The sequence below is a fragment of the Streptomyces sp. NPDC091371 genome (assembly GCF_040684275.1).
Classification (GTDB): domain Bacteria; phylum Actinomycetota; class Actinomycetes; order Streptomycetales; family Streptomycetaceae; genus Streptomyces.
In genome coordinates this window covers 1-21,398 of sequence record NZ_JBFBFP010000006.1, presented here as the reverse complement: position 1 = coordinate 21,398, position 21,398 = coordinate 1, and the positions used below count along the sequence as shown (strand labels likewise).

Here is a 21,398-nt window from a genome sequence, read left to right as displayed (position 1 = left end):
GTCAATTCTCCTTGGTCAGGTTTTCGTCCGGAGACGGGCCGATCACCGCCACCAGCTCCTGCGGGATCAGGAGCATCTTTTCCTTGAAGGTTTCGTTCAGCCGCCCGCATTCGATCGTTGCGACTCCGGACTGCCACATGAGTTCCACGATTTCCCACCACAGTGCGTAGTAGGGACTGAATTTGAGGTCCTCGCGCCCTCGGATGTAGCCGCCGGCCCAGGCCTGGAGTCTGTTTTCCTCCAGGAAGCAGATGCCGACGGCCAGGGTCTCGCCCTCATGGCTGCGGACTTCCACCACGCGCACCGGCCCGTCGAGTTCCCGCAGGAACTCGGCGAGCTTCAGCGGGTCGTAGTACTTCGGGGACCCGGTCCGGGCGGCGCTCGCCGCCACGAGTTCCAGCAGCGGAACCAGCCCGTCGTAGTCCGCCCGGTGCACGAGGCCGAACGCCCGCTCCTCGTAGCGCCGCAACTGACGCTTGTAGTCGTGCGAGGTCGATTTCCGCATCCCCGCCAGATAGCTCTGCCGGTCGGGAGCGTCCTCGCGCCGCAGGGTCCAGCGGGGGACCAGGGTCTTGCGCCGGAACCCCCTGCTCTCCAGGACCTTCACCAGGTCCGCGTCGGCGCTGACGTTGACGAACCCCCACAGCGGGGCGTCCAGTTCCGCCGCCCGCGCGCCGAACGCCTGTTGCAGCGCGTCGAGCGCTTCCTCGTCGGTCGCCAGCAGCCGGGTGTCGGGGCTGTGCCACATCGGGGAGAGCAGCGCCTGTTCCCCCTCGGCCAGGCCGAGGAGTCCCAGCGGATCGCCCTGTCGGTACGTGGGCGCTACGGCCACCAGTTCGCCCGTGTCCCGGCGGATCTCCAGGTACTGCGGATCGGTGATCCGCTGCACCGGGTGGTGCTCGTACGCGCGCAGGAATGCCCGGGTGTTGAACACGGGGGCGTCCAGCTCCGCGACCAGGCCGTCCCATTCGGGACCCAGCTCGTCCGCCGAACCGACGCTCCGGCTGGTCAGCGTGCGTGCCCCGGCGCCCGTCGGCGCGGGGCCGGGCGGCTCGTGCGGGCCTCGTACCGTACGCAGCGCCGCGCCGATGGCGGTGACACACGCGTCCACCTCCGCCGGCTCCGCCGGGCCCATGTGGCCGATCCGCAGGACCCCGTTCTTCCACGGCCCGCGCCCGGAGGACACCCACACGTCGTGCTCGGCCGCCAGGACCTCGCGTACCGCCTCCGCCTCGGGAACCGGCAGCCGTACCGCCGTGACCGTCGGCGAACAGTGGGCCTCGGCCGGGATCACGGTCAGTCCCTGCGCCCGGGCCCGGGCCCTGCACCTCTCGGCGGTGTGGGCATGGCGCTGCCATACCCGTTCGACGCCCTCGCGCTCGATGTCGGCGACGGCTGCCTCCAGCGCGTAGACCACCGACAGGGCCGGGGTGTACGTGGTGGTGCCCTGCTCCGCGTGCTCGGCGGCGCGGGCCAAGCTCAGGTAGTAGCCGCCCGCACCGGGAGCCGCGGCGCGCGCGAGCGCACGCTCCGAAGCCACCACGAGCGAGAGCCCCGGCGGACAGGCCAAGGCCTTCTGCGTGACGCCCACCGCCACGTCGAGCCCGAGCTCGTCGAAGGCGATCTCGGCCGCGCCGAGGCTGCTGACCACGTCCACGAGGATCAGGCAGTCGCTCGCCGCCCGGATCGCTCGCGCCCATTCCCGCAGCGGGGCGAGTACTCCGGTGGACGTCTCGCTGTGGGTCAGCAGGACGGCGTCGTACCCCTCTGCGATCCGCGTGGCGAGCTCCGCCGTGCCGGGCACCTGGCCCCAGGGTGCGGCCAGGACGTCCACCACGGCGCCGTGGTGCTCCGCGATCTCGGCGAACCGCTCGCCGAAGTAGCCCAGTTGTACGGAGAGCACCCGGTCGCCCGGCCGCAGCACGGACGCGGCGGCGGCCTCCAGGCCTCCGGTCCCCGAGCAGGTCAGGGCCAGTACCGGCTGCCGGGTTCCGAACAGCGGCCCGAGCCGGCGCGTGACCTCGGCCAGCCGGACCCGGAACTCTGCGGAACGGTGGCTGATCATCCGCTCGGTCATCCGCCGGAGCGTGGACTCCGGGACCTCGACCGGCCCCGTCACCCGGTAGTTGCGCATGCGCCGCCCTCCGCTCCGGGAAGGTGGGCGGCGAGCGTCCGCCGCAGCCCCTCGTGGGCCTGCTCCGGCTCCAGCCGGACGGGCATGCCGCCCATCCGGTTCGAGGCCAGCCCCTCCGTGACGAGGAGCCCGAGGAGGTCGTCCGAGGGCTGTTCCGCCAACCGGACCCCGATCGAAGCGACCCGACGGGCAACCAAGTCACCCAGGATGTGGCCCAGTTCGCCCGGAGCGCAGCCGAAGATCGAGCCGAGGACGGACACCGCGCCGCGCACCGCGTCCGGACCTCGTTCGTCGAGCACGCCCTGCGGTCCGGCCCGCTCCACCAGCGGCATCAACCAGATCAGATTGAGGGCGCAGGCCAGCCCGTGCGGGATGTCCAGACGGGCCGTCAGCGGGTACGACAGCGCATGGGCGGCCGTGGTCCGCGTGATGTTGATGGCCTGCCCCGCCAGGGTGGCCGCCTCACTGAGCGCGTCGCGTTCGCCGCGGCTCGGCGTCTCGTCCGCCTCGTGCAGGATCGCGACGATGCGCCGCAGCGCCTCCCGCGCGTGGGCACGGGAGAGCTCGGTGGACCGTACGGACCACAGGGACTCCACCGCGTGTGCCAGCGCGTCGAACGCACAGCTCCAGGTCACCGAGGGCGGGCAGGAATCGGTCAGTGCCGGGTCCACCACGGCCACGTCGGCCCGGGCCCGCCGGGTGTCCAGCGAGACCTTGCGCCGCCCCCGGTAGAGGGTGGCGAACTGCGTGACCTCACTGCCCGTCCCCGCCGTGGTCGGGACCAGCAGCAGCTCCGTTCCGTTCCCGGCCACCGGGCGCCGGCCCAGGATCGTCTCCTCGGCCTGGTGGGCGTCGGCCGGAAGCAGTGCGGCGGCCTTGGCCACGTCGAGGGCCGAGCCCCCGCCGATTCCCATGACCAGATCGGCGCCCCACTCGGCGCGGCGCCGCGCCGCCTGCACCGCGTGCTCCACACCGGGGTTCGGGCAGAACCCGGTGAACACCTCCGCCTCGGGCGGCAGCCAGCGCTCGGCTTCCGTACGGTGCAGCGTCCCCTTGCTGGCGACCACCAGCACCCGGCGGGCCGTCAGCAGCTCCGGGACCCCGGCGAAGGAGCCCCGCCCGCCGAGCAGGGTCGTCTCCCGCTCCCTCGTCCGTGCGGTCATGAGCCGTCCAGGGAGCCGGGCGCCGCGGCCTGCCGGAACCGCTTGACGATGTCCAGGGGCCCCGTGGAAGCCGTCGCCCGCGGGTGTACCTCGCCTGGCGTCGGGACGACCGTCAGCGCACAGAACACCGGCCCCGGCGTGCCGAGCGCGGTGCGCAGCGTCCCGGCCAGCTCGGCAGGGTCCTCACAGGTCAGCACCGATCGGTAGCCGAGGCCGTGCCCCAGGGCCGCCCAGTCCATCGCACCGGTGGTGGTCGTCTGGCAGCCCGTCGACTCGTAACAGCCGTTGTCGACCACGATGTGTACGAGGTTCTCCGCGCCCGAGGCTCCGATGGTGGATCCGGTGCCCAGATGCATCAGGAAGGCGCCGTCGCCGTCCAGGACGACCACCCGGCGCGACGGACCGGCAGTCGCGAGACCGATGCCGATGGCGGAGGCGTGGCCCATCGAGCCCTGCATGTAGAAGGTTCCCGGACGGTCCCGCTCGTGGTGCGCCTGGCGCGAGAGGTATCCCGTGGTGGTCACCAGCAGCTCGTCGGTGAGCTCCGCCATCAGAGCCGACACGGCCAGGGGGCGAGTGAGGCGTCCCGCCACCGGCTCCGCGGCCACTGCCGTGGCGGTGTCCGCGCGCCCGATGGCGCCCCGGGGCACCAGGAGGAAGAACGGGCGGTCGTGCGACCGGGCTTCGGCCGCCCGCGCCAGCGAGTCCTCCAGCGTGGACTCGCCCAGGACCGCGTACGGCACGTCGTACGTCTCCAGCATGCCGACCGTGGAGGTGCCCATCGCCGCATGCTGCGGCTCGTCCTCCTCGGGGTCCGGCCAGCCGCGCATCGTCATCACCACCAGCACCGGTATCCGGTACGGCAGCACCAGCGAGGTGAGCGGATTGACCAGGTTGCCGAAGCCGGAGTTCTGGCACAGCACCACGGAGGTCTGCCCGGCCAGCTCCCAGCCGGCCTCGATCGACAGCGCCGCACCCTCGGAGGCCGCCGGGGTCAGCAGTCCGGCCTCGTCGAACAGGGTCCAGGGCCCGGCGAGATGGCCGCACGGCACGCCGGTGACCTTGCGGACCCCGTAGGCGTGCAGCGCGGACACGAACGCGTCGGCCGATACGGTCGTCGCGGTCATCGGTCCTCACCGAGCCACTGGTCGATGCCGGACAGGGCGAAGATGTCCTTCACCGTGGCGATGTGCGGCTCGACCGCGACCGTCGACCCGTCCGCGATCACGGTGGCCCAGGTGTCCCGTACGGCCTTGACCATGGAGCGCATGCCCTGGTTCGCGTAGATCACCATGGAGATCCCGGCCGCCTTGGCCTCGTCGGCCGAGAACCTCGAATAGGTGGTCGGTACGACGACCACCGGTGCCCGGTGGTCCCACTCCTTCATGAAGGAAACGATCTCGCTCGAATCCGCCTTCTTCGAATGGACGAGCACGGCGTCCGCGCCCGCATCGACGTAGGAGTGGCAGCGGCGCAGCGCCTCGTCGAGACCCAGCCCGCAGATGAACGCCTCGGTCCTGGCGATCAGTACGGTCTCGGAGAGGGTCTGCGCGCTCTTCGCGGCCTCCAGCTTCCGGCCGAACTCGTCCGCGTCGAGCAGTTCCTGACCGGCCTCCAGGAAGCTGTTGCGCTTGGGGAAGATCTTGTCCTCGATGCACACTCCGGCGATGCCCGCGGCCTCGTACCGCATCATCGTGAACGCGGCGTTCAGGTTGCCGCCGAAGCCGGTGTCACAGTCCGCGACCACCGGAACCGAGACCGCGTTGTGCATCGCGGCGGCGCCGGCGAGGTACTCGGACATGCCGAGCAGGCTGACGTCGGGCAGGCCGTGCGCCGCCGAGATCTCCAGTCCGGAGGCCCACACGGCGTTGAACCCGGCCTCTTCGGCCAGCCGCGCGGACATCCCGTCGTGGCCCCCGGCGACCTTGATCAGCCGCTTGTCCTCGAAGGCCTCGCGCAGGGCGAACGCCCGGGAAGCGGTCGCCGTGGCGCCGTGAGCAGTGGCAATGGTCATGATGTGCTCCTCAGTGGAGAAAGTCCGTTGACAACTACGTGCAGGCGTCCTGCGAGCCGGCCTGCGGCATCGGTGATCACCCGTGGCGGCTCGGCCACGCACAGCCTCAGGAATCCGGGCATGCCGAAGGTCGATCCGGCGCGCAGACGTACTCCGGCGCGCCGCTCCAGCGCACGGCACAACCCGACGTCGTCCGTGGCTCCGTAAACGCCGTGCCGCAGCGCCTCGGTGGCATCCAGACACAGGTAGATGCCCCCCGCCGGAGGGACCGGAGTCAGCAGCGGGATGCCGGACATGGCCCGCACGGCATGGCTCCGCATCTCCGCCAGGCCCGCGGCCCGGGCGGCGACCGCCCGCGCGTCCCCGAGTACGGCGGCGACGACGGACTGCGAGAGACCCGACACGGGCCCGGTGGTGTACTCGACGGCCTCGCGGATCGGCGCCAGGTACTCCGGATCCGCCCACACCCAGCCGACGCGCAGCCCGGCCATGGCATGGACCTTGGAGGCGCCGCCGACCACGATCTCCCGGGCCGACGCGCCCACCTGGTCGTCGACGGAGTCCGCGTACGCCCAGTAGACGTCGTCGACGATGAGCCGGACGTCGCGCTCCGCGGCCCATTCCCGCAGGGCCCTCATCTGCGACCGGCTGTAGCAGGCACCGGACGGGTTGACCGGGCTGTTGATCAGGAGGGCCCGGGTCCGGGAGGTCAGGGCCCGGTCGAGCCGCCGGGGGTCGACCAGCAGGCCGCTCTCCGGATCACCCGCCACCGGCACCGCCGTGGCACCCGCGCTCCTGATCACACCGGGGTAGTGGCTCCAGTGCGGCTGCGGGACCAGGATCTCCCCGCCCGCCGCGACCGCGGCGAACGCGGCGAACAGCCCGTGGCGGGCCCCCGCCGTCACCGTCACCTGCTCCGGGTCCACATCGGCACCGGTTCGCCGCGCGTAGTGCCCGGCGACGGCCTCCCGCAGATCGGCGTTCCCGTACGAGGGCGCGTACGCGGTCACCCTCTCCGCGGCCATCGCCTCGCGCAGCGCTCGGACCGCGCCGTCCGGCAGCGGTTCGGTGATCTGCCCGGAGGACAGGTCGATCAGCCCGATGCCTGGTCTGTGGCTCACGCGGCCGCTCCGGCCGGGGCGACCGGTCCGGGGCCGATCGGTTCGAGGCCGGTGAGCGCCGCGATCTTTGCCAGGTCGGCGAGGACCGGCGGGAGCAGTGGAATGCCGTGCTCCCTGCGCTCCGTGGCCGACCGGCGGCGGCGGTCACCCGGCAGCCGTACGGGGACCTCCGCGTCGACCCGGCGCGCACCTCGGATCTCGTCCGCCATGGCACCGACGCGGACCGTGATGGCATCCGGGTCGCCCAGGGCCCGCAGGTCCACGCAGAGGACGAACTGGCCCAGGTCGCCGCCCTGACCGCCGTACGTGTGCCGGCTCCAGCTGGCCCCGGTCAGCGGCCCGCACAACAGCTCGGCGAGCAGGCCGATACCCGAGCCCTTGTGCCCCCCGAACTCCTCGCCGAGGCCGCCGACGGGCAGGAGCGCGTACCCCTCACGCGCCTTGAGCCCCTCGACCACCTTCGGGATGTCCGTGACGGTGTCCCCGTCCGGGCCCACCGCCCAGCCCGCCCGCATCGGCCGGCCCTCGCGGTGCAGGCGCTCCAGCTTGCCGCGCGGGACGATGCTGGTCGCCGCGTCGTAGCAGATGGGTTCCCCGGAGGTCGGTACGGCGTAACTCACGGGATCCGTGCCGAACATCGGCTCGGCCGCCCCGGTGGGCGCCACCTGTGGGGTGGCGTTGGTGGTGACCAGGGCGAACGCCCCTGCCCGAGCGGCCCGTTCGGCGTACCAGCCGGCGATCCCGATGTGGTTGGACCGGCGTACGGCCACCGCCGACACCCCGTGCTCCGCGGCCCTCTCCACGGCCAGGTCGAGCGCGAAGCACAGGGCGGGCTGGCCCAGTCCGTTGTGCGCGTCCACGACGGTGACCCCGCCCTGCTCGCGGACGATCTCGGGCCGTGCCGTACCGCTGATGGTGCCGCGCTGCAGACCCTCCACGTAGCGGCGGAGCCGGGCCACCCCGTGGCTGTCGACCCCGGCGAGGTCTGCGGAGACCAGAACCTCCGCCGTGAGCTCGGCATCGTCCCGCCGCGCACCCGCGGAGACGAGCGCCTCAATCGTGAAACGGGTCAGGACCTTCTCGTCTATCAAAGTCATGCGCGCTCCAGTCGTCCTTCTCGAAGCCATTTCCGGCATGCTTGCTCCGCCGCGTCCGCCAGGCCCTCCCACAGGGCGGGCCCTGTGACGGCCTGAGGCGGCGGTGTGTCCTCAGAAATCAGATGTGCGCTGACGAACCGGTCCGGAAGCGGTGCCTCGAAGCGGACCGCTACGACGGCCGTCGGCCGTTCACGGATACGGCGCCGGTCGGCGACGGCACCCGGCAACTTGCCGTGCCACGTCGCGGCGTCGACCACGCCCTCCGCGGTGATGGCCAGCGCGGCCGAATCCACGGCGCCTTCGGGGTCGACGATCGCCAGCAGCCCCTCAGAACCGCTCCCGGCAGTGGTCCGCGCCACGGAGGCGAGCCCGAAGCCGATGCCCCCGCCGGCGCCGTACCAGGGCTCCTGGAACCGGGCCCGGGCGCCCGGCGCGGGCGGCGTGCCCGGCCCACCCGGTTCGCCCGGCGCGTCCAGTGGGCCGGCGGACTCCAGGAGTTCCGCCAGGTGCCCGAGGGCGCGCACCGCGGTGGGCCGGTTGTGGGCGGTGAGTCCCTTCTGCGCGCCGAACGACGCGAGGTTCCCCGAGAGCGGGGTCCGTACGTCCGAGAGCAGCCGCAGGGTCACGCCCGCCAGGAGCGTCCGTACCGGCGAGAGGTCCACCCGGGAGACCGCGTTCAGGTGGGCAGGGAAGGGAGTCACCAGCCGTTCCCGGTCGTCGAGGAAGCGTGCGCCCAGAGCGGCCAGCGCTCCGGCCCCGCCGTCCACTACCGCCGTGCCGCCGAGCCCGACCAGGATGTTCGTGGCTCCGGCGGACACGGCGGCTGCGATGGCCCGGCCCACCCCGGCCGAGCTCGCCCGCAAGGGGTCCAGCTCGTCCGGCCGCAGGGCCCCCAGCCCGCACAGGCTCGCGGTTTCGACGGCCGCCGTGGACTGGTCCAGTGCCAGCCACGAGGTCCGCCGGGTACGGCCCAGCGCGTCCGTCGCGTCCAGGGGGTGCCGCACGCCGCCGACCGCGTCGGACAGGGCGTCCAGCGTGCCGTCGCCGCCGTCGGCGATGGACCGGACGACGAGGCCGGCGGCGGGCCGGGCCCGCCGTACGCCAACCGCCAGGGCGGCGGCGACCTCGGCGGAAGTCGCGTACCCCCGGAGGGAATTGGGCAACAGGACCACGCTCGGGCCGGGCGCGGGGCCACGCGAGGCGTCACCCCGTAACGCGTCACCTCGAAACGAGGTGGTCATCGCGCGGCGCCGGTGTCGCGCCGCACCCAGGTGCGCAGGAGCAACCGCGTGTGGTCGCTGTCATCCTGGAACTCCGTACGGCCGTGCAGCAGCGAGAGGTTGTCGAACAGCGCCAGCTCGCCCTCGTTCAGCTTGCCGGTGACGATGCTGCGGCTCGCGCCGATGGCGGAGTCGAGTGCGTCGAGGGACGCGCGCTGCGCGTCCGTGAGCGCGGGCACCTCGGAGTGGTCGTGACCCTGGTCGATGTAGCTGCGCAGGTAGGTGACGGCCGGTCGGTTCCGCTGGGTGAACAGCACGGGCTTGGTCACCGTGCGGGCGCCGCCCTCCTGCTGGTCGCCCCGGCGGTCGAAGTGGAAGGGCTCGCGCAGCGTCCGCAGGACGTCCGGCGACAGGGTCTTCTCCAGGTCGCGGATGTGGAGGCAGGCGAGCGCGCCGCCGTCCGCGGACTGCCGTACGCAGAAGAGGGTGAAGATGTCCGGGGCCGGCAGCGCGGCCTCGGCCCCGTCGGTGTGCAGATCGCCGCCGAACCGGGTGTCGGAGTAACGGACGCGCCCGCGCTGGCTGATGCTCGCGCCCCGGTCCCGTACCTCACGGATGAGGGTGCCTTCGCGGTTCTGCGGGAGCGGAGTGCCGAGCAGCCGGGTGGCGCGCAGCACCGCGCGCTCTCCGTGTTCCTGGTCCGCGGGCAGGTCCGTGAGGACGAGTACTCCGGCGCCGGCTTCCACGTACCCGAGCACCAGATCTTCCAGCTGCGCCCGGGCCGCGTCCGCGTCGGCGGTGGACTCGTCGGGCGCGGTGAGGTACTCCTTCAGCCGGCCGGTGACCGCCACGCGCACCGCGTCGAACCCGTCGTCCGCTCGGGCACCGGCCGCTTCGGGCCGTGCTTCTCCACGCGTCCAAGAACTCACGTGTTCAGTCCCCCAAATGAGAATGTCAGCTTTCGCTCCGCAGCCCCGTCGCCAATTCGGGGGCCGGGATCCGCGGCAATGCGGTGCCGACTGCACGGATTGCTTAATGCGGCTCGAAATCTCGCACAGGCCGCTGGACAGCGACTCAATGTCGCCGCCTCACAGAATCATTGGCACGAAGCGAATGTCAATAGAGAATTCATATGCCGGAAGGCCGCAATCCATTCACGCGGTTCACGATGGCTGCCCGCCGAACAGACAGCGGTGACCTACGCGTTCGCCGGCGCACCACCGAAGGACCCGCAGACCCTGTACCGCCCGTTCAGACCCCTGGACCACGGCACGAACCTTACGGCCGGCGGCCCGGAAAAGGCAGCTCCGCCCACCATGGAAGACGAGTTCGGAAAATGTGGATCCGTCGAGCGATTCAATAGAAATAGGGCCTCCAGCAAGCGCCGTGCATGCACTTTTATGCGACGACGACCCCTCGCAAGATGAACGGGAAGGACGTCCCCTCGGAGGCGCCGCGGAACAGTGTCCGGCGACCCCTTCACCCACACAGTTGCCTGACGGGGCCATTAGGGTTACGCGCAGCTCCGGAAAGTTGATGTGACCTGGGTCACCACGCCGCCGCGCGGTGACCCGTCAGCAGCACCGGCTCGTCACGCGAGCCGTGCGCTGGGCATGAGTGCGCCACAGACTCCGGCGCTCCTTCGCCGTCAGGCGCCGCCCTTCAGGTCCGGCGGCCTCGTGCGCACGGCACACCCGCCGGAACTCGGCCTGGCCCGACACCTCGTCGAGGTAGTGGACGGCCCTGCCCCACAGGTGCAGCGCACCGGTCAGGGCCCTCAACTCGCCTGCCCCGCCGCGACCCTCGTCTCCCCGGCGGGCACGGCGCGAACCCCCTCCGGGGCGGTCTCCGACGTGGACAGCGGTACGGGGGAGCGCAAGGCCTTGACCCAGACCCGCAGGACATCGGCCATGACGACGAGGACGAGGAGGGCGAAGACGACGGCGAGCGTGCCGTCCACGGTGGAGTTGGTGACAATCTGGCGCATGTCCTCCGCGGAGTGCGCAGGCGCCAGCACCTTCCCGTTCTCAAGCGCTTCGGCGTACCGCTCGCGCTGGGCGAAGAAGCCGACCCTGGGGTCGCCGGAGAAGATCTTCTGCCAGCTGGCGGTCACTGTCACCGCGACGTCCCAGACCAGAGGGACGCCGGTGACCCAGGCCCACCGCCATCGCCCCTGCTTGACCAGCACGGTGGTGCACAGCGCCAGCGCGAGGGCGGCGAGCAGCTGGTTGGCGATGCCGAAGAGCGGAAAGAGCTGGTTGATCCCGCCGAGCGGGTCGGTCACGCCGGCCAGCAGGAAGTAGCCCCAGCCCGCCACCATGAGCGCGCTGCACAGCCAGATGCCGGGCCTCCAGCCGATGTCGCGCATCGGCTTCCACACGTTGCCGAGCGCGTCCTGGAGCATGAACCGGCCCACACGGGTGCCCGCGTCGACGGTCGTGAGGATGAACAGGGCCTCGAACATGATCGCGAAGTGGTACCAGAAGGCACGCATCGCGTCACCGCCGATGGCCTCGGACAGCAGGTGGGACAGGCCGAGGGCGAAGGTGGGCGCGCCGCCCGTGCGGGACTGCACGGACTCCTCGCCCACGGCCGCGGCCACTTGGTGCAGGGTGTCCGGTGTGAGCGTGAACCCCAGTCCGCGCACGGCCTGCGCCGCGGACTCCGCCGTCGGACCGAGCAGCCCCGCGGGCGAGTTGACGGCGTAGTAGAGGCCGGGCTCCAGGACGCAGGCGGCGATGAGGGCCATCACGGCGACGAAGGACTCCATCAGCATGCCGCCGTAGCCGATGAGCCGGATGTGCGACTCGCGCTGGATCAGCTTGGGGGTGGTGCCGGACGAGATCAGGGCGTGGAAGCCGGAGAGCGCACCGCAGGCCACGGTGATGAAGAGGAAGGGGAACAGGCTCCCCGAGAAGACCGGTCCGGCGCCCTCGCTCGCGAAGTGCGTCACCGCGTCCGCCTTCATAGCCGGGAGGGCGACGACGATGGAGACGGCCATCAGCGAGATCACGCCCACCTTCATGAAGGTGGACAGGTAGTCACGCGGGGCCAGTAGCAGCCACACGGGCAGGACGCTCGCGACGAACCCGTAGCCGATCAGCAGCCAGCTCAGCGTGGTCGGGGCGAGCGTGAAGACGGCGGCCCACGCGGGCGAATCGGCGACCCAGTTGCCTCCCACCACCGCGAGCACCAGCAGGGCGGCACCGATGACGCTGGTCTCGATGACCTGGCCGGGGCGCACCACGCGCAGCCAGAAGCCCATGAACAGGGCGATGGGCACGGTCATCGCGATGGAGAAGGTGCCCCACGGTGAGCCCGCCAGGGCATTGACGACCACGAGCGCCAGGACGGCGAGCAGGATGACCATGATGGCGAGCACCGCGGCAATGGCCGCGACCCCGCCTATCGGGCCGATCTCGTCCCGAGCCATCTGGCCCAGGCCGCGTCCGTCACGGCGGGTGGACAGGAACAGTGTCGTCATGTCCTGCACGGCGCCGGCGAAGACCGCGCCGACGACGATCCACAGCACGCCGGGCAGGTAGCCCATCTGCGCGGCGAGCACGGGGCCGACGAGGGGGCCGGCCCCCGCGATGGCCGCGAAGTGGTGGCCGAACAGCACGCCCTTGCTCGTCGGCACGTAGTCGACGCCGTCCTGGAGGCGTTCGGCAGGCGTGGTGCGGGAGTCGTCCGTGCGGAGCACGCGGCGGGCGATCCAGCGCGCGTAGAAGCGGTAGGCGACGGCGTACGAACACAGGGCAGCGACCAGCAGCCAGACGGCGCTGATCTCCTCCCCGCGGACCAGCGCGAGCACCGCCCACGCAGCGGTCGCCGCGAGTGTCACGACACCCCAGGCCGCGACGCGCAGTGCGCGGCCTCGCACCCGGCGCCCGGGGCCGACCGAGCGGGGTTTCATCGTTTCCATGGATAACTACCTTTCGACGGAGCGCGGTTCGAGCGGCTCGGCGGAGGCCCTGGACAGGCGCCGCAGCAAGGCGGTGACCGCCGCGCTCAACAGGCAGACGGCAAAGTGCAGGACGTAGAAGAGGGGGATCCCGAACAGCCGGGGACGGTCGGGCGGCAGTGCGAGCGTCACCGCGGCGGCGGCCACCGGCAGGAGCAGCAGGGCGCACCGGGCCGCAAGCCGCGATGACCGCCGCCCGCTCCCGGCGGACCCGTCCCCCGCAGCCTCGAGTGCCACAACTGCACCCTCCATGTCGTTGACGAGTCCGGCACGACGGCCCGAGGCAGACGGGACGTGGCCGGCGAAGAAGGCGGGAGTATGCGAAGAGGCGGTCCGGCACAGTGCGGCGCGTGGGCGCGGACTCCCGCCGAGCGCGGCGGCGGGGGCGATCCTTGCGCTCCGGCCGACGGCTACGGGTGTTGGTTGCGCGCCTTGGGCGGAGGGTTTACGCCGATGCCGGTTCGACAGGGTGGCGTGGGTCACATCCGCCCCGCCGAACCCGACATTTCATCAGGTAGCACGTATGTCCGGGGATCGGCGATCTTGCGGCGCGGGACCTGACGGTGATCCTTGACCCTCCCTGGAGCGGCACCTAAAGTACCGCTCAGCAGAATTTGTTTTCCGGAATGTGGAATTAACAAGCGAGGGTCGCTTCACGCCGAGCGGCTTCGGGCGCAGGTCCCGGATGAAGGCTCCGGGCCCATCACGCGGCGCACGGCCCGACGGACGTCCCGGGCGCACGGCCCACCGGCCGGCACGGTCCGCTGCGACTCCCCGCCCTGAACCGAGGGGGCACCATCAGACACGCGATCGCCGCGGGATTCATCCTCGTCGTCGGATGCGCGCTTCTGGCCGGGGCCCGCCGCCCGCCGTCCGACGAACTGCCGCACCCCGCCCACTGGGCACTGGGCGGCCGTGGCCTCGGCACCGCGTCCACCTGCCTGCTGTTAGGCGGCACCATCTACACGTCGTACACCTACATCGCCGTGCCCGGCCTCATGTTCGGCACCGGCGGGCTGGCACTGTACGCCCTCGTCTACACCATGCTGCTCTCGCCCCTGATCATGATCCTGCTGCCCCGACTGCGCGAGGTCGGCGCGAAGCACGGCCTGATCACCGCCGCTGATTTCGTGCGCCTCCGGCACGGCTCCCACCCGCTGGCCCTCGCGACGGCCCTGACCTGCATCCTGGCGACGATGCCCTACCTGGGGCTCCAAGTCGTGGGCATGACCGCCATGCTGCGCTCCGTCGGCCTGGCCCCCGACTCGATCGGGGGCTGCGCCGTCCTCGTCCTGCTGTTCCTGTCCTTCGCCCTGGTGACCCAGCCCGGGGGACTGCGCGCCTGCGCGCGGATCTCGCTGGTCAAGGCCGTTCTCATGGGCGCCGCCGTCGTCGTGCTGCTCGCGCTCGTCCTCGCCCGGCTCGGTCCGCCGGGGCAGATCTTCCAGCTCGCGGGGGGACGCAGCGCGGCGATGGGCGAGTCCTTCGGCGTACCGCCCCAGAACTTCACCGCGTACGCCACCCTCGCTCTCGGATCCGCGCTCGCCCAGCTCATGTACCCCCAGGTCCTCCTGGTCGCCATGGCCAGCAAGTCGAAGGACACGCTCCGGGCCGCCACCACCTTCCTGCCCGCGTGGAGCATGACGCTCGGCGTCTGGGCCTTCTTCGGGGTCGCCGCGTTCGCCGCGGGGATACGGACGGCGGCCGGGCACGGCGAACTGGCCGTGCCCGCCCTCATTCGCGAACTCGCCCCGGACTGGCTGGCCGGGCTGCTCTTCGGCGCGCTCGCCGTGGCCGGGTTGCTGCCCGCCGTGGTCATGGTGATGAGCATGGCGATGCTGTTCGTGCGCAACATCTATGTCGAGTACCTCAACCCCACCGCCACCCCCAAGCACGAGGTGCGCGCCGCCCTCGGGCCCGCTCTCGCGATCATGGCGGGGGCCATCGCCTTCGCGTTGCTCATGAAGCCGCAGGACGCCATCAACCTCCATCTGCTCGGCGGCGTCTGGATCCTGCAGCTCCTGCCCGCCGTCGCGGTGTCGCTGTTCACCCGCTGGTTCCACCGCCGTGCGCTGTTCCTCGGCTGGGCGGCGGGCATGGTCTCCGGCACCGGCCTGCTGGGGCTGCGCGGCTTCTCCACCGTGGTCGACATCGGCGTCGGAGCGGTGCACGCGCCGGTGTACGTCGCCGTGATCGCCCTCGCGCTCAACCTCGCCGTCTCCGCCGTGCTCACGCCTCTCCTCGACGCACTCAACGTGCCGCGGGGCACGGACGGCACAGCCGACGGGGCAGCGTTTGAACGCCGCGGCTCCAAGTACGCCTTCGTCGTCGAATGAGTGAGGAACCGACTCCGTGAAACCGCTCCTGCCGCGACATAGCCACCCCCGTCCTTCCCTCGCGGCCGCCGACCAGCGGCCCCGGGACTTCGTGGTCCCGCCGCTCGCCCCTCCGGAGGTGCTCGACGAGGGCACCACCCTCGACCTGCGCGACGCCGACCGCGACGTGGCGATCGCCCACATCTTCGACCAGCACTACACCCGGCTGCTGCGCCTCGCGGTGCTGCTCGGCGCCGAACAGGACGCCGAGGACCTGGTCTCGGAGGCGTTCTACCAGCTGCACCGCCGATGGGAGAAGTTGAAGACACCCGAGGCCGCCGCGGGCTACCTCCGCTCCATCGTCTGCAACCTGGCCCGGATGCGGATACGCCGCATCAAGGTCATCCGCCGGCACACCTACCAGGTACCGGACGAACTGGTCCGTTCCGCCGAGCAACAGGTACTGCTCAACCAAGATCAGCGCGAACTCGTCGCGGCATTACGTACGCTGTCGTCGCGACAGCGACAGGTCTTGGTGCTGAAGTACTGGCTGGACCTCAAGGAGACCGAGATCGCCGAGACGATGAAGATCTCCGTCGGAGCAGTGAAGTCGCACACGGCCAGGGGCATGACCAAACTGACGAGTCTCGTGAAGGGTGCGGACCGATGATCACCGATACGGAAGATCTGCTGCGCAGCACACTGAGCGACCTCGCCGCGTCGGTGCCGGGTGGCTCGGCGACGTCGTACCGCAAGGAACAGGCCCGCTGGCGCCGCCGGGAGTACCGGCGCCGGTGCGTCGTCGCGGTTCTGGTGCTCCTCATCGTGGCCGTTGTCTGTGCGATCGGCCTGATGACCCTCTCCAACGCGTCGCCCGACACTCATGTGATCTTCAATAACGCCGGAGAGGCGTTGGTGGCCGGCACCGGACGCTGAACGGCCGGGCCCCGCCCACCCCGTCCGGCCGTGCCTGCATCTCTTTGACCAAGAGCGCCGTGTTGTTGGCGGCGGTCGGCTCGACCGACTCCTCACCGGCTGCGGAGGCCGGGGGCCTCCGTCCTGTGCGCCGCCGCGGGCCGGACGCTACGGAGCAGGAAACGCCACCGACCACCTGTCGGGCAAGTGGAAACAGGTCGAGCTGACGGCGAATCCCAAGTAACCGAAGGTCAGACGCCCTCTCGCGCCGGCTCGAGAATGGCGACGCATTCCACGTGCGCGGTCATCGGGAACAGGTCGAAGACCCGCAGCGTCCGTACCCGGTAGCCGTTGTCCTTGAAGTAGCCCAGGTCGCGGGCCAGGGCCGCCGGGTCGCAGGCCACGTAGGCGATGCGGCGGGCCGAGAGGCCCGCGATGTGGCGGACCGTCTGCTTGCCGGCGCCTGCGCGGGGCGGGTCCAGGACGACCAGGTCGCATTCCGTGATGCCGGTCTTGGGGAGGATCTGCTCGACCTTGCCCTGCTCGATGCGGACCCGGGGGAAGTCGGCCAGGTTGTGGCGGGCGTCTTCGACGGCGCGCTTCGTCGTTTCGATGCCGAGGACGGCGCCCGTCTCGCCGAGGCGTTCCGCGAGGGCGCCCGCGAAGATGCCGACGCCGCAGTAGAGGTCGAGGGCCATCTCGCCCTTGCGCGGCATCAGGCCCTGCATGACGGCCTTGATCAGGGTGTCGGCGGCCTGCGGGTGGACCTGCCAGAAGCCGCCCATGCCGACGCGGTACGTACGGCCGTCCGCGCGCTCGCGGACGAAGGGGCGGCCGTGGACGCGGTGGACGCCGCCGTCCTTCTCCTCGACGCGGAGGACCGAGACCGGCTTGTCGAGCTCCACGAGGGGCAGGCGGCCGCCCGGGCGGGGGGTGAGGACGACCTGGCGGTCGTTGGAGCCGGAGGCGGCGATGGCCTCGACCGTGGCCATCTGGGGCCAGTCCTGCTTCTCGATGCCGAGTTCCGAGACGCCCGGGGCGGCGATCATGCAGTGGTCGATCAGTTCGATGTCGTGCGAGCGGTGCTTGCGCAGGCCCGCCCGGCCCTGCTCGTCGATGGCGAACTGGACGCGGGTGCGCCACTGCGGGACCTGCCCGGCGGGCAGCTTGTCGCCCTCGGCGGGCATGACGGTGCCGTCCCAGCCGGCCTCTTCCGGGGTGAGCCCGGCGAGCCGCTGCAGCTGCTCCGCGACGACCTCGCCCTTGAGCCGGCGCTGGGCGCCGGGCTTGGCGTGCTGCCAGTCGCAGCCGCCGCACTTGCCGGGGCCGGCGTACGGGCAGGGGGCCTCCACGCGGTCCTTGGAGGCCGTGAGGACGGTGATGGCGTCGGCACGCAGGAAGCGGGAGTCCGTCTCGCCCTCGGTGACCTTGGCGATGATCTTTTCGCCGGGCAGCGTGTGGCGGACGAACAGGACGCGGCCGTCGGCGGTCCGGGCGATGCAGTGCCCGCCGTGCGCGACGGGGCCGACCTCGACCTCGTACTCCTCCCCGACCAGTGACTGCTTCTCGTTCTGCTCGGTCATGGTGGGGAGACTCCAAAGAAGTGGAAAGAAGTGGAAAGAAGTGGATCAACGCGGAACGGCCGGACGACCGACCCACCAGTTTACGTGGATCTCGTCCGGCCGTTTGCCACGGCGGTCCGGCGGCGGCTACTTCGCCGCCGGGTCCTTGGGCCGAGCGGTGTCCACCGGTCCGCGGCGCACCGCGCCCGGGGCGTTCCACTCCGCGCGCTTCTTCGCCCGCTTCTTCGCGAGCTCCGAGGACTCCAGCTGGTAGGGCACCGAGGTGACCATCACGCCGGGGGTGAAGAGCAGGCGGCCCTTGAGGCGCAGAGCGCTCTGGTTGTGCAGCAGGTGTTCGTACCAGCGGCCGACGACGTACTCGGGGATGTACACGCTGACCGCGTCGCGCGGGTTCTCGCTGCGCAGGCCCTTGACGTACTCGACCACCGGGCGGGTGATCTCGCGGTACGGCGAGTCGAGGATCTTGAGCGGGACGTTGATCCCGCGCCGCTCCCACTCGGCCTTGAGCGCCTTGGTCTCGGCCTCGTCGACGTTGACGCTGAGCGCCTCCAGCCGGTTGGAGTGCAGCAGCTTCGCGTAGGCGAGGGCGCGCAGGGTCGGCTTGTGGAGCTTGGAGACCAGGACGACGGAGTGGACGCGCGAGGGCCGCACGTACTCGTCGGGGCGCTCCTCGGCGGCGGCGATCTCGACGGCGACCCGGTCGTAGTGCCGGCGGATCGCGGTCATGGTGCCGTAGAAGATCACCATGCCGAGCAGGGCGACCCAGGCGCCGTGGGTGAACTTGGTGGCGAGTACGACGACCAGCACCAGGCCCGTGAAGAAGGCGCCGAAGGTGTTGATCGCGCGGGAGCGGATCATGCGGCGCCGCTTGGCGGGGTCCGTCTCCGACTTCAGGTGCCGGTTCCAGTGCCGGACCATGCCGGTCTGGCTGAGCGTGAAGGAGACGAAGACGCCGACGATGTAGAGCTGGATCAGCTTCGTCGAGTCGGCCCCGTAGACCCAGACGAGCAGCATGGCGGCGCCCGCCAGCAGCACGATGCCGTTGGAGAAGGCCAGCCGGTCGCCGCGCGTGTGCAGCTGGCGCGGCAGGTAGCGGTCCTGGGCAAGGATCGAGCCGAGCAGCGGGAAGCCGTTGTACGCGGTGTTGGCCGCGAGGAACAGTACGAGCGCGGTGGCGGCGGCCAGCAGCACGAAGAGGAAGGAACCATCGCCGAAGACCGCCTCGGCGACCTGCGAGATCACCGGGTTCTGGACGTACTCGGGGCCGACCGGTACGCCGCCCACCAGCAGGTCTTCCGCGGGCTGCTCGGCCATCTTGACGTCGGTCGCCATGGCGAGGGCGATGATGCCGCAGAACATGGTGACGGCCAGGGCGCCCATCAGGGCCAGCGTGGTCGCCGCGTTCTTGCTCTTGGGCTTGCGGAATGCGGGGACGCCGTTGCTGATCGCCTCGACGCCCGTCAGGGCGGCACAGCCGGAGGAGAAGGCCCGCAGCAGCAGGAAGACCAGCGCGAAGCCGGCCAGGCCCTCGTGTTCGGGCTTGATCTCGAAATCGGCGGTCGGGGCCTTCATCGTGTCGTCGAGGACGATGCCCCGCCAGGCGCCCCACGCGATCATGACGAATACCGCGGCGACGAACACGTAGGTCGGAATCGCGAAAAGCTTTCCGGACTCCTTCATGCCGCGCAGATTCATCAGCGTGAGCAGCAGGATCATCCCGACGGCACAGAGCACCTTGTGCTCGACGACGAAGGGAACGGCGGAGCCGAGGTTCTCCACGCCCGAGGAGATCGACACGGCGACGGTCAGCACGTAGTCGACGAGCAGGGCGCTCGCGACGGTGAGACCGGCCTTGGGCCCGAGGTTGGTGTTGGCGACCTCGTAGTCACCGCCGCCGCTCGGGTAGGCGTGGACGTTCTGCCGGTAGGAGGCGACCACGGTGAACATCAGCACGACGACCGCGGCGGCGATCCACGGGCTGTAGCTGTACGCCGACACGCCCGCGATCGAAAGAACCAGCAGGACCTCGCCCGGGGCATATGCCACGGAGGAGAGCGGGTCGGAGGCGAAGACGGGAAGGGCGATCCGCTTGGGGAGGAGCGTTTCTCCGAGGCGGTCGCTGCGTAGCGCCCTGCCGATCAGGATCCGTTTGGGCACGTCGGTCAGTTTGGACACGGAGAGGATCGTAAGCGTTCGAAATCAGGCTGACGAACCCCCCACCCCATCACACTGCAATCCCACCCCATTTCCTCCTCGACTGGACCCCCGACCGCGCCACAAGTAGTCACGGAGGTGACCGCCCGTGTGTAGCTTGGGCCATGGTCTGAGACCCTGTTAACCCAGAGATGCAATGAGGCTGGGAACCAGCGAGCCGCTGACAGCCGGAAGGACGGCCGTGCACATCGTCATTATGGGCTGCGGAAGAGTGGGATCCGCCCTCGCCCAGACCTTGGAACAGCAGGGGCATACGGTCGCCGTCGTCGACCAGGACCCGACCGCATTCCGCCGGCTCGGCGCCGGATTCGGCGGCCGTCGCGTCACCGGAGTCGGTTTCGACCAGGACACGCTGCGCGAGGCCGGGATCGAGGAGGCGGGAGCCTTCGCCGCGGTCAGCAGTGGTGACAATTCCAACATCATCGCCGCCCGCGTGGCCCGCGAGATGTTCGGCGTCGAGAACGTCGCGGCGCGCATCTACGACCCCAAGCGCGCCGAGGTCTACCAGCGCCTCGGCATCCCCACCGTCGCGACCGTGCGGTGGACCGCCGACCAGATGCTGCGCCGGCTGCTGCCCTCGGGCGCCGAGCCGCTGTGGCGCGACCCGAGCGGCGGCGTCCAGCTCGCCGAGGTGCACATCTCCGCCGCCTGGATCGGGCACAAGGTCAGCAAGCTCCAGGACGAGACGGGCGTGCGCGTCGCGTTCCTCACCCGCCTGGGCGAGGCCATGCTGCCGACGTCGCAGACGGTCCTGCAGGAGGGCGACCTCGTCCACGTGATGATGCGCACCGACGAGATCGACAAGGTCGAGGCGGCCTTCGCCGAGGGGCCCGAGGAGGCACACGCATGAGGGTCGCGATCGCCGGAGCCGGCGCGGTGGGCCGCTCCATCGCGGGTGAACTGCTGGAGAACGGCCACGAGGTGCTCCTGGTCGACAAGGCGCCGACCGCCATCTCGGTGGAGCGGGTGCCGCAGGCCGAGTGGCTGCTGGCCGACGCCTGCGAGATCACCTCGCTGGACGAGGCGGCGCTCCAGCGCTGCAACGTGGTCATCGCCGCCACCGGCGACGACAAGGTCAACCTGGTCGTCTCCCTCCTCGCCAAGACCGAGTACGGGGTCCCCCGGGTCGTGGCGCGGGTGAACAACCCGAAGAACGAGTGGCTCTTCAACGAGTCCTGGGGCGTCGACGTCGCCGTCTCCACGCCGCGCCTGATGTCGGCGCTGGTCGAGGAGGCCGTCAGCGTCGGCGACCTGGTGCGGCTGCTGCGCTTCAGCCACGGCGACGCGAACCTCGTCGAGCTGACCCTGCCGGCGGACTCCTCCGTGGCCGGCACCCAGATCAGCGAGATCACCTGGCCCGAGGACACCTCGCTGGTCACGATCATCCGCGGCAACCGGGTCCTCACCCCGCACGCGGAGGAGACCCTGGAAGCGGGCGACGAGCTCCTCTTCGTGGCCGCCCAGGCCCGCGAGGAACAACTGGAAGACCTCCTCCAGGCCCGCCGCCCGTAGCCCTGCGGGCACGCTCGCCGGGGCCCCTCCAGCCCCGCCGGACCCCTTCAGCCTCGCCGGCGTTTGAGGCGCGGGGGTCCGGGGGCAGAGCCCCCGGCAACGGCGCCGCACCCGCGAACGCCGAAGGGGGCGGGGTGACCAGCTGG

The 21,398-nt window shown here is 71.0% G+C and carries 17 protein-coding genes; 5 read left to right on the top strand and 12 right to left on the bottom strand.

What is annotated here, in order from left to right; all coding sequences use genetic code 11:
* Position 1: 1 nt before the first annotated feature.
* The 10 genes from AB0O21_RS09590 to AB0O21_RS09545 form a co-directional block, all read right to left on the bottom strand.
* Positions 2 to 2,134 (bottom strand): aminotransferase class V-fold PLP-dependent enzyme, encoded by a 2,133-nt coding sequence (locus tag AB0O21_RS09590; protein WP_365168372.1) that lies wholly within the window; start codon positions 2,132 to 2,134, stop codon positions 2 to 4.
* Positions 2,116 to 3,297 (bottom strand): phosphonoacetaldehyde reductase, encoded by a 1,182-nt coding sequence (locus AB0O21_RS09585; protein ID WP_365168370.1) that lies wholly within the window; start codon positions 3,295 to 3,297, stop codon positions 2,116 to 2,118. Before AB0O21_RS09585 ends, AB0O21_RS09590 begins: the two co-directional genes overlap by 19 nt.
* Positions 3,294 to 4,424 (bottom strand): thiamine pyrophosphate-dependent enzyme, encoded by a 1,131-nt coding sequence (locus tag AB0O21_RS09580; RefSeq protein ID WP_365168368.1) that lies wholly within the window; start codon positions 4,422 to 4,424, stop codon positions 3,294 to 3,296. The genes AB0O21_RS09585 and AB0O21_RS09580 overlap by 4 nt, the downstream gene beginning before the upstream one ends.
* The gene (locus tag AB0O21_RS09575; RefSeq protein ID WP_365168365.1) at positions 4,421 to 5,311 is read right to left on the bottom strand and encodes an isocitrate lyase/phosphoenolpyruvate mutase family protein; all 891 of its coding nucleotides are present in this window, start codon (positions 5,309 to 5,311) and stop codon (positions 4,421 to 4,423) included. Before AB0O21_RS09575 ends, AB0O21_RS09580 begins: the two co-directional genes overlap by 4 nt.
* A complete protein-coding gene (locus AB0O21_RS09570; RefSeq protein ID WP_365168363.1) occupies positions 5,308 to 6,432 on the bottom strand; it encodes a pyridoxal phosphate-dependent aminotransferase in 1,125 nt (374 codons plus the stop codon). The genes AB0O21_RS09575 and AB0O21_RS09570 overlap by 4 nt, the downstream gene beginning before the upstream one ends.
* Positions 6,429 to 7,529, bottom strand: coding sequence for an Ldh family oxidoreductase (locus tag AB0O21_RS09565; protein ID WP_365168361.1), 1,101 nt, complete (start codon positions 7,527 to 7,529; stop codon positions 6,429 to 6,431). Before AB0O21_RS09565 ends, AB0O21_RS09570 begins: the two co-directional genes overlap by 4 nt.
* Positions 7,526 to 8,692, bottom strand: coding sequence for a glycerate kinase (locus AB0O21_RS09560; RefSeq protein WP_365168359.1), 1,167 nt, complete (start codon positions 8,690 to 8,692; stop codon positions 7,526 to 7,528). The genes AB0O21_RS09565 and AB0O21_RS09560 overlap by 4 nt, the downstream gene beginning before the upstream one ends.
* 74 nt (positions 8,693 to 8,766) lie before the next feature.
* The gene (locus AB0O21_RS09555; protein ID WP_365168357.1) at positions 8,767 to 9,678 is read right to left on the bottom strand and encodes a TauD/TfdA family dioxygenase; all 912 of its coding nucleotides are present in this window, start codon (positions 9,676 to 9,678) and stop codon (positions 8,767 to 8,769) included.
* Positions 9,679 to 10,526: 848 nt separating this feature from the next.
* On the bottom strand, positions 10,527 to 12,674 hold the full coding sequence (locus AB0O21_RS09550; RefSeq protein WP_365168355.1) for a carbon starvation CstA family protein: 2,148 nt from the start codon (positions 12,672 to 12,674) through the stop codon (positions 10,527 to 10,529).
* A 6-nt stretch (positions 12,675 to 12,680) separates the two neighbouring features.
* Positions 12,681 to 12,950: a hypothetical protein gene (locus tag AB0O21_RS09545; protein ID WP_365168352.1), complete on the bottom strand. Its 270-nt coding sequence runs from the start codon at positions 12,948 to 12,950 to the stop codon at positions 12,681 to 12,683.
* A gap of 527 nt (positions 12,951 to 13,477) precedes the next feature.
* Between AB0O21_RS09545 and AB0O21_RS09540 the strand changes: the two genes are divergently transcribed.
* The 3 genes from AB0O21_RS09540 to AB0O21_RS09530 are packed head-to-tail and all read left to right on the top strand — an operon-like array spanning position 13,478 to position 15,964.
* Complete coding sequence (locus tag AB0O21_RS09540; RefSeq protein ID WP_365168848.1) at positions 13,478 to 15,049, top strand: sodium:solute symporter; 1,572 nt, start codon at positions 13,478 to 13,480, stop codon at positions 15,047 to 15,049.
* A 16-nt stretch (positions 15,050 to 15,065) separates the two neighbouring features.
* The gene (locus tag AB0O21_RS09535; protein ID WP_365168350.1) at positions 15,066 to 15,698 is read left to right on the top strand and encodes a sigma-70 family RNA polymerase sigma factor; all 633 of its coding nucleotides are present in this window, start codon (positions 15,066 to 15,068) and stop codon (positions 15,696 to 15,698) included.
* On the top strand, positions 15,695 to 15,964 hold the full coding sequence (locus AB0O21_RS09530; protein WP_365168348.1) for a hypothetical protein: 270 nt from the start codon (positions 15,695 to 15,697) through the stop codon (positions 15,962 to 15,964). Before AB0O21_RS09535 ends, AB0O21_RS09530 begins: the two co-directional genes overlap by 4 nt.
* Before the next feature lie 230 nt (positions 15,965 to 16,194).
* Here the strand turns inward: AB0O21_RS09530 and AB0O21_RS09525 are convergent, their stop codons facing one another.
* Entirely contained in the window at positions 16,195 to 17,526 is a 1,332-nt protein-coding gene (locus AB0O21_RS09525) for a TRAM domain-containing protein (RefSeq protein WP_365168346.1), read from the bottom strand.
* Between the two features lie 126 nt (positions 17,527 to 17,652).
* The gene (locus AB0O21_RS09520; RefSeq protein WP_365168344.1) at positions 17,653 to 19,701 is read right to left on the bottom strand and encodes an APC family permease; all 2,049 of its coding nucleotides are present in this window, start codon (positions 19,699 to 19,701) and stop codon (positions 17,653 to 17,655) included.
* Positions 19,702 to 19,921: 220 nt separating this feature from the next.
* On the opposite strand from AB0O21_RS09520, the gene AB0O21_RS09515 reads away from it, so the two are divergent.
* Complete coding sequence (locus tag AB0O21_RS09515) at positions 19,922 to 20,590, top strand: TrkA family potassium uptake protein (protein WP_365168342.1); 669 nt, start codon at positions 19,922 to 19,924, stop codon at positions 20,588 to 20,590.
* A complete protein-coding gene (locus AB0O21_RS09510) occupies positions 20,587 to 21,252 on the top strand; it encodes a TrkA family potassium uptake protein (RefSeq protein WP_365168339.1) in 666 nt (221 codons plus the stop codon). The genes AB0O21_RS09515 and AB0O21_RS09510 overlap by 4 nt, the downstream gene beginning before the upstream one ends.
* The last annotated feature ends 146 nt before the right edge of the window (positions 21,253 to 21,398 follow it).

Coding starts and splice junctions, on each gene's coding strand:
- AB0O21_RS09585 (WP_365168370.1), bottom strand. CDS start 3,297: ATGACCGCACGGACGAGGGAGCGGGAGACGACCCTGCTCGGCGGGCGG.
- AB0O21_RS09575 (WP_365168365.1), bottom strand. CDS start 5,311: ATGACCATTGCCACTGCTCACGGCGCCACGGCGACCGCTTCCCGGGCG.
- AB0O21_RS09590 (WP_365168372.1), bottom strand. CDS start 2,134: ATGCGCAACTACCGGGTGACGGGGCCGGTCGAGGTCCCGGAGTCCACG.
- AB0O21_RS09525 (WP_365168346.1), bottom strand. CDS start 17,526: ATGACCGAGCAGAACGAGAAGCAGTCACTGGTCGGGGAGGAGTACGAG.
- AB0O21_RS09580 (WP_365168368.1), bottom strand. CDS start 4,424: ATGACCGCGACGACCGTATCGGCCGACGCGTTCGTGTCCGCGCTGCAC.
- AB0O21_RS09510 (WP_365168339.1), top strand. CDS start 20,587: ATGAGGGTCGCGATCGCCGGAGCCGGCGCGGTGGGCCGCTCCATCGCG.
- AB0O21_RS09550 (WP_365168355.1), bottom strand. CDS start 12,674: ATGGAAACGATGAAACCCCGCTCGGTCGGCCCCGGGCGCCGGGTGCGA.
- AB0O21_RS09565 (WP_365168361.1), bottom strand. CDS start 7,529: ATGACTTTGATAGACGAGAAGGTCCTGACCCGTTTCACGATTGAGGCG.
- AB0O21_RS09530 (WP_365168348.1), top strand. CDS start 15,695: ATGATCACCGATACGGAAGATCTGCTGCGCAGCACACTGAGCGACCTC.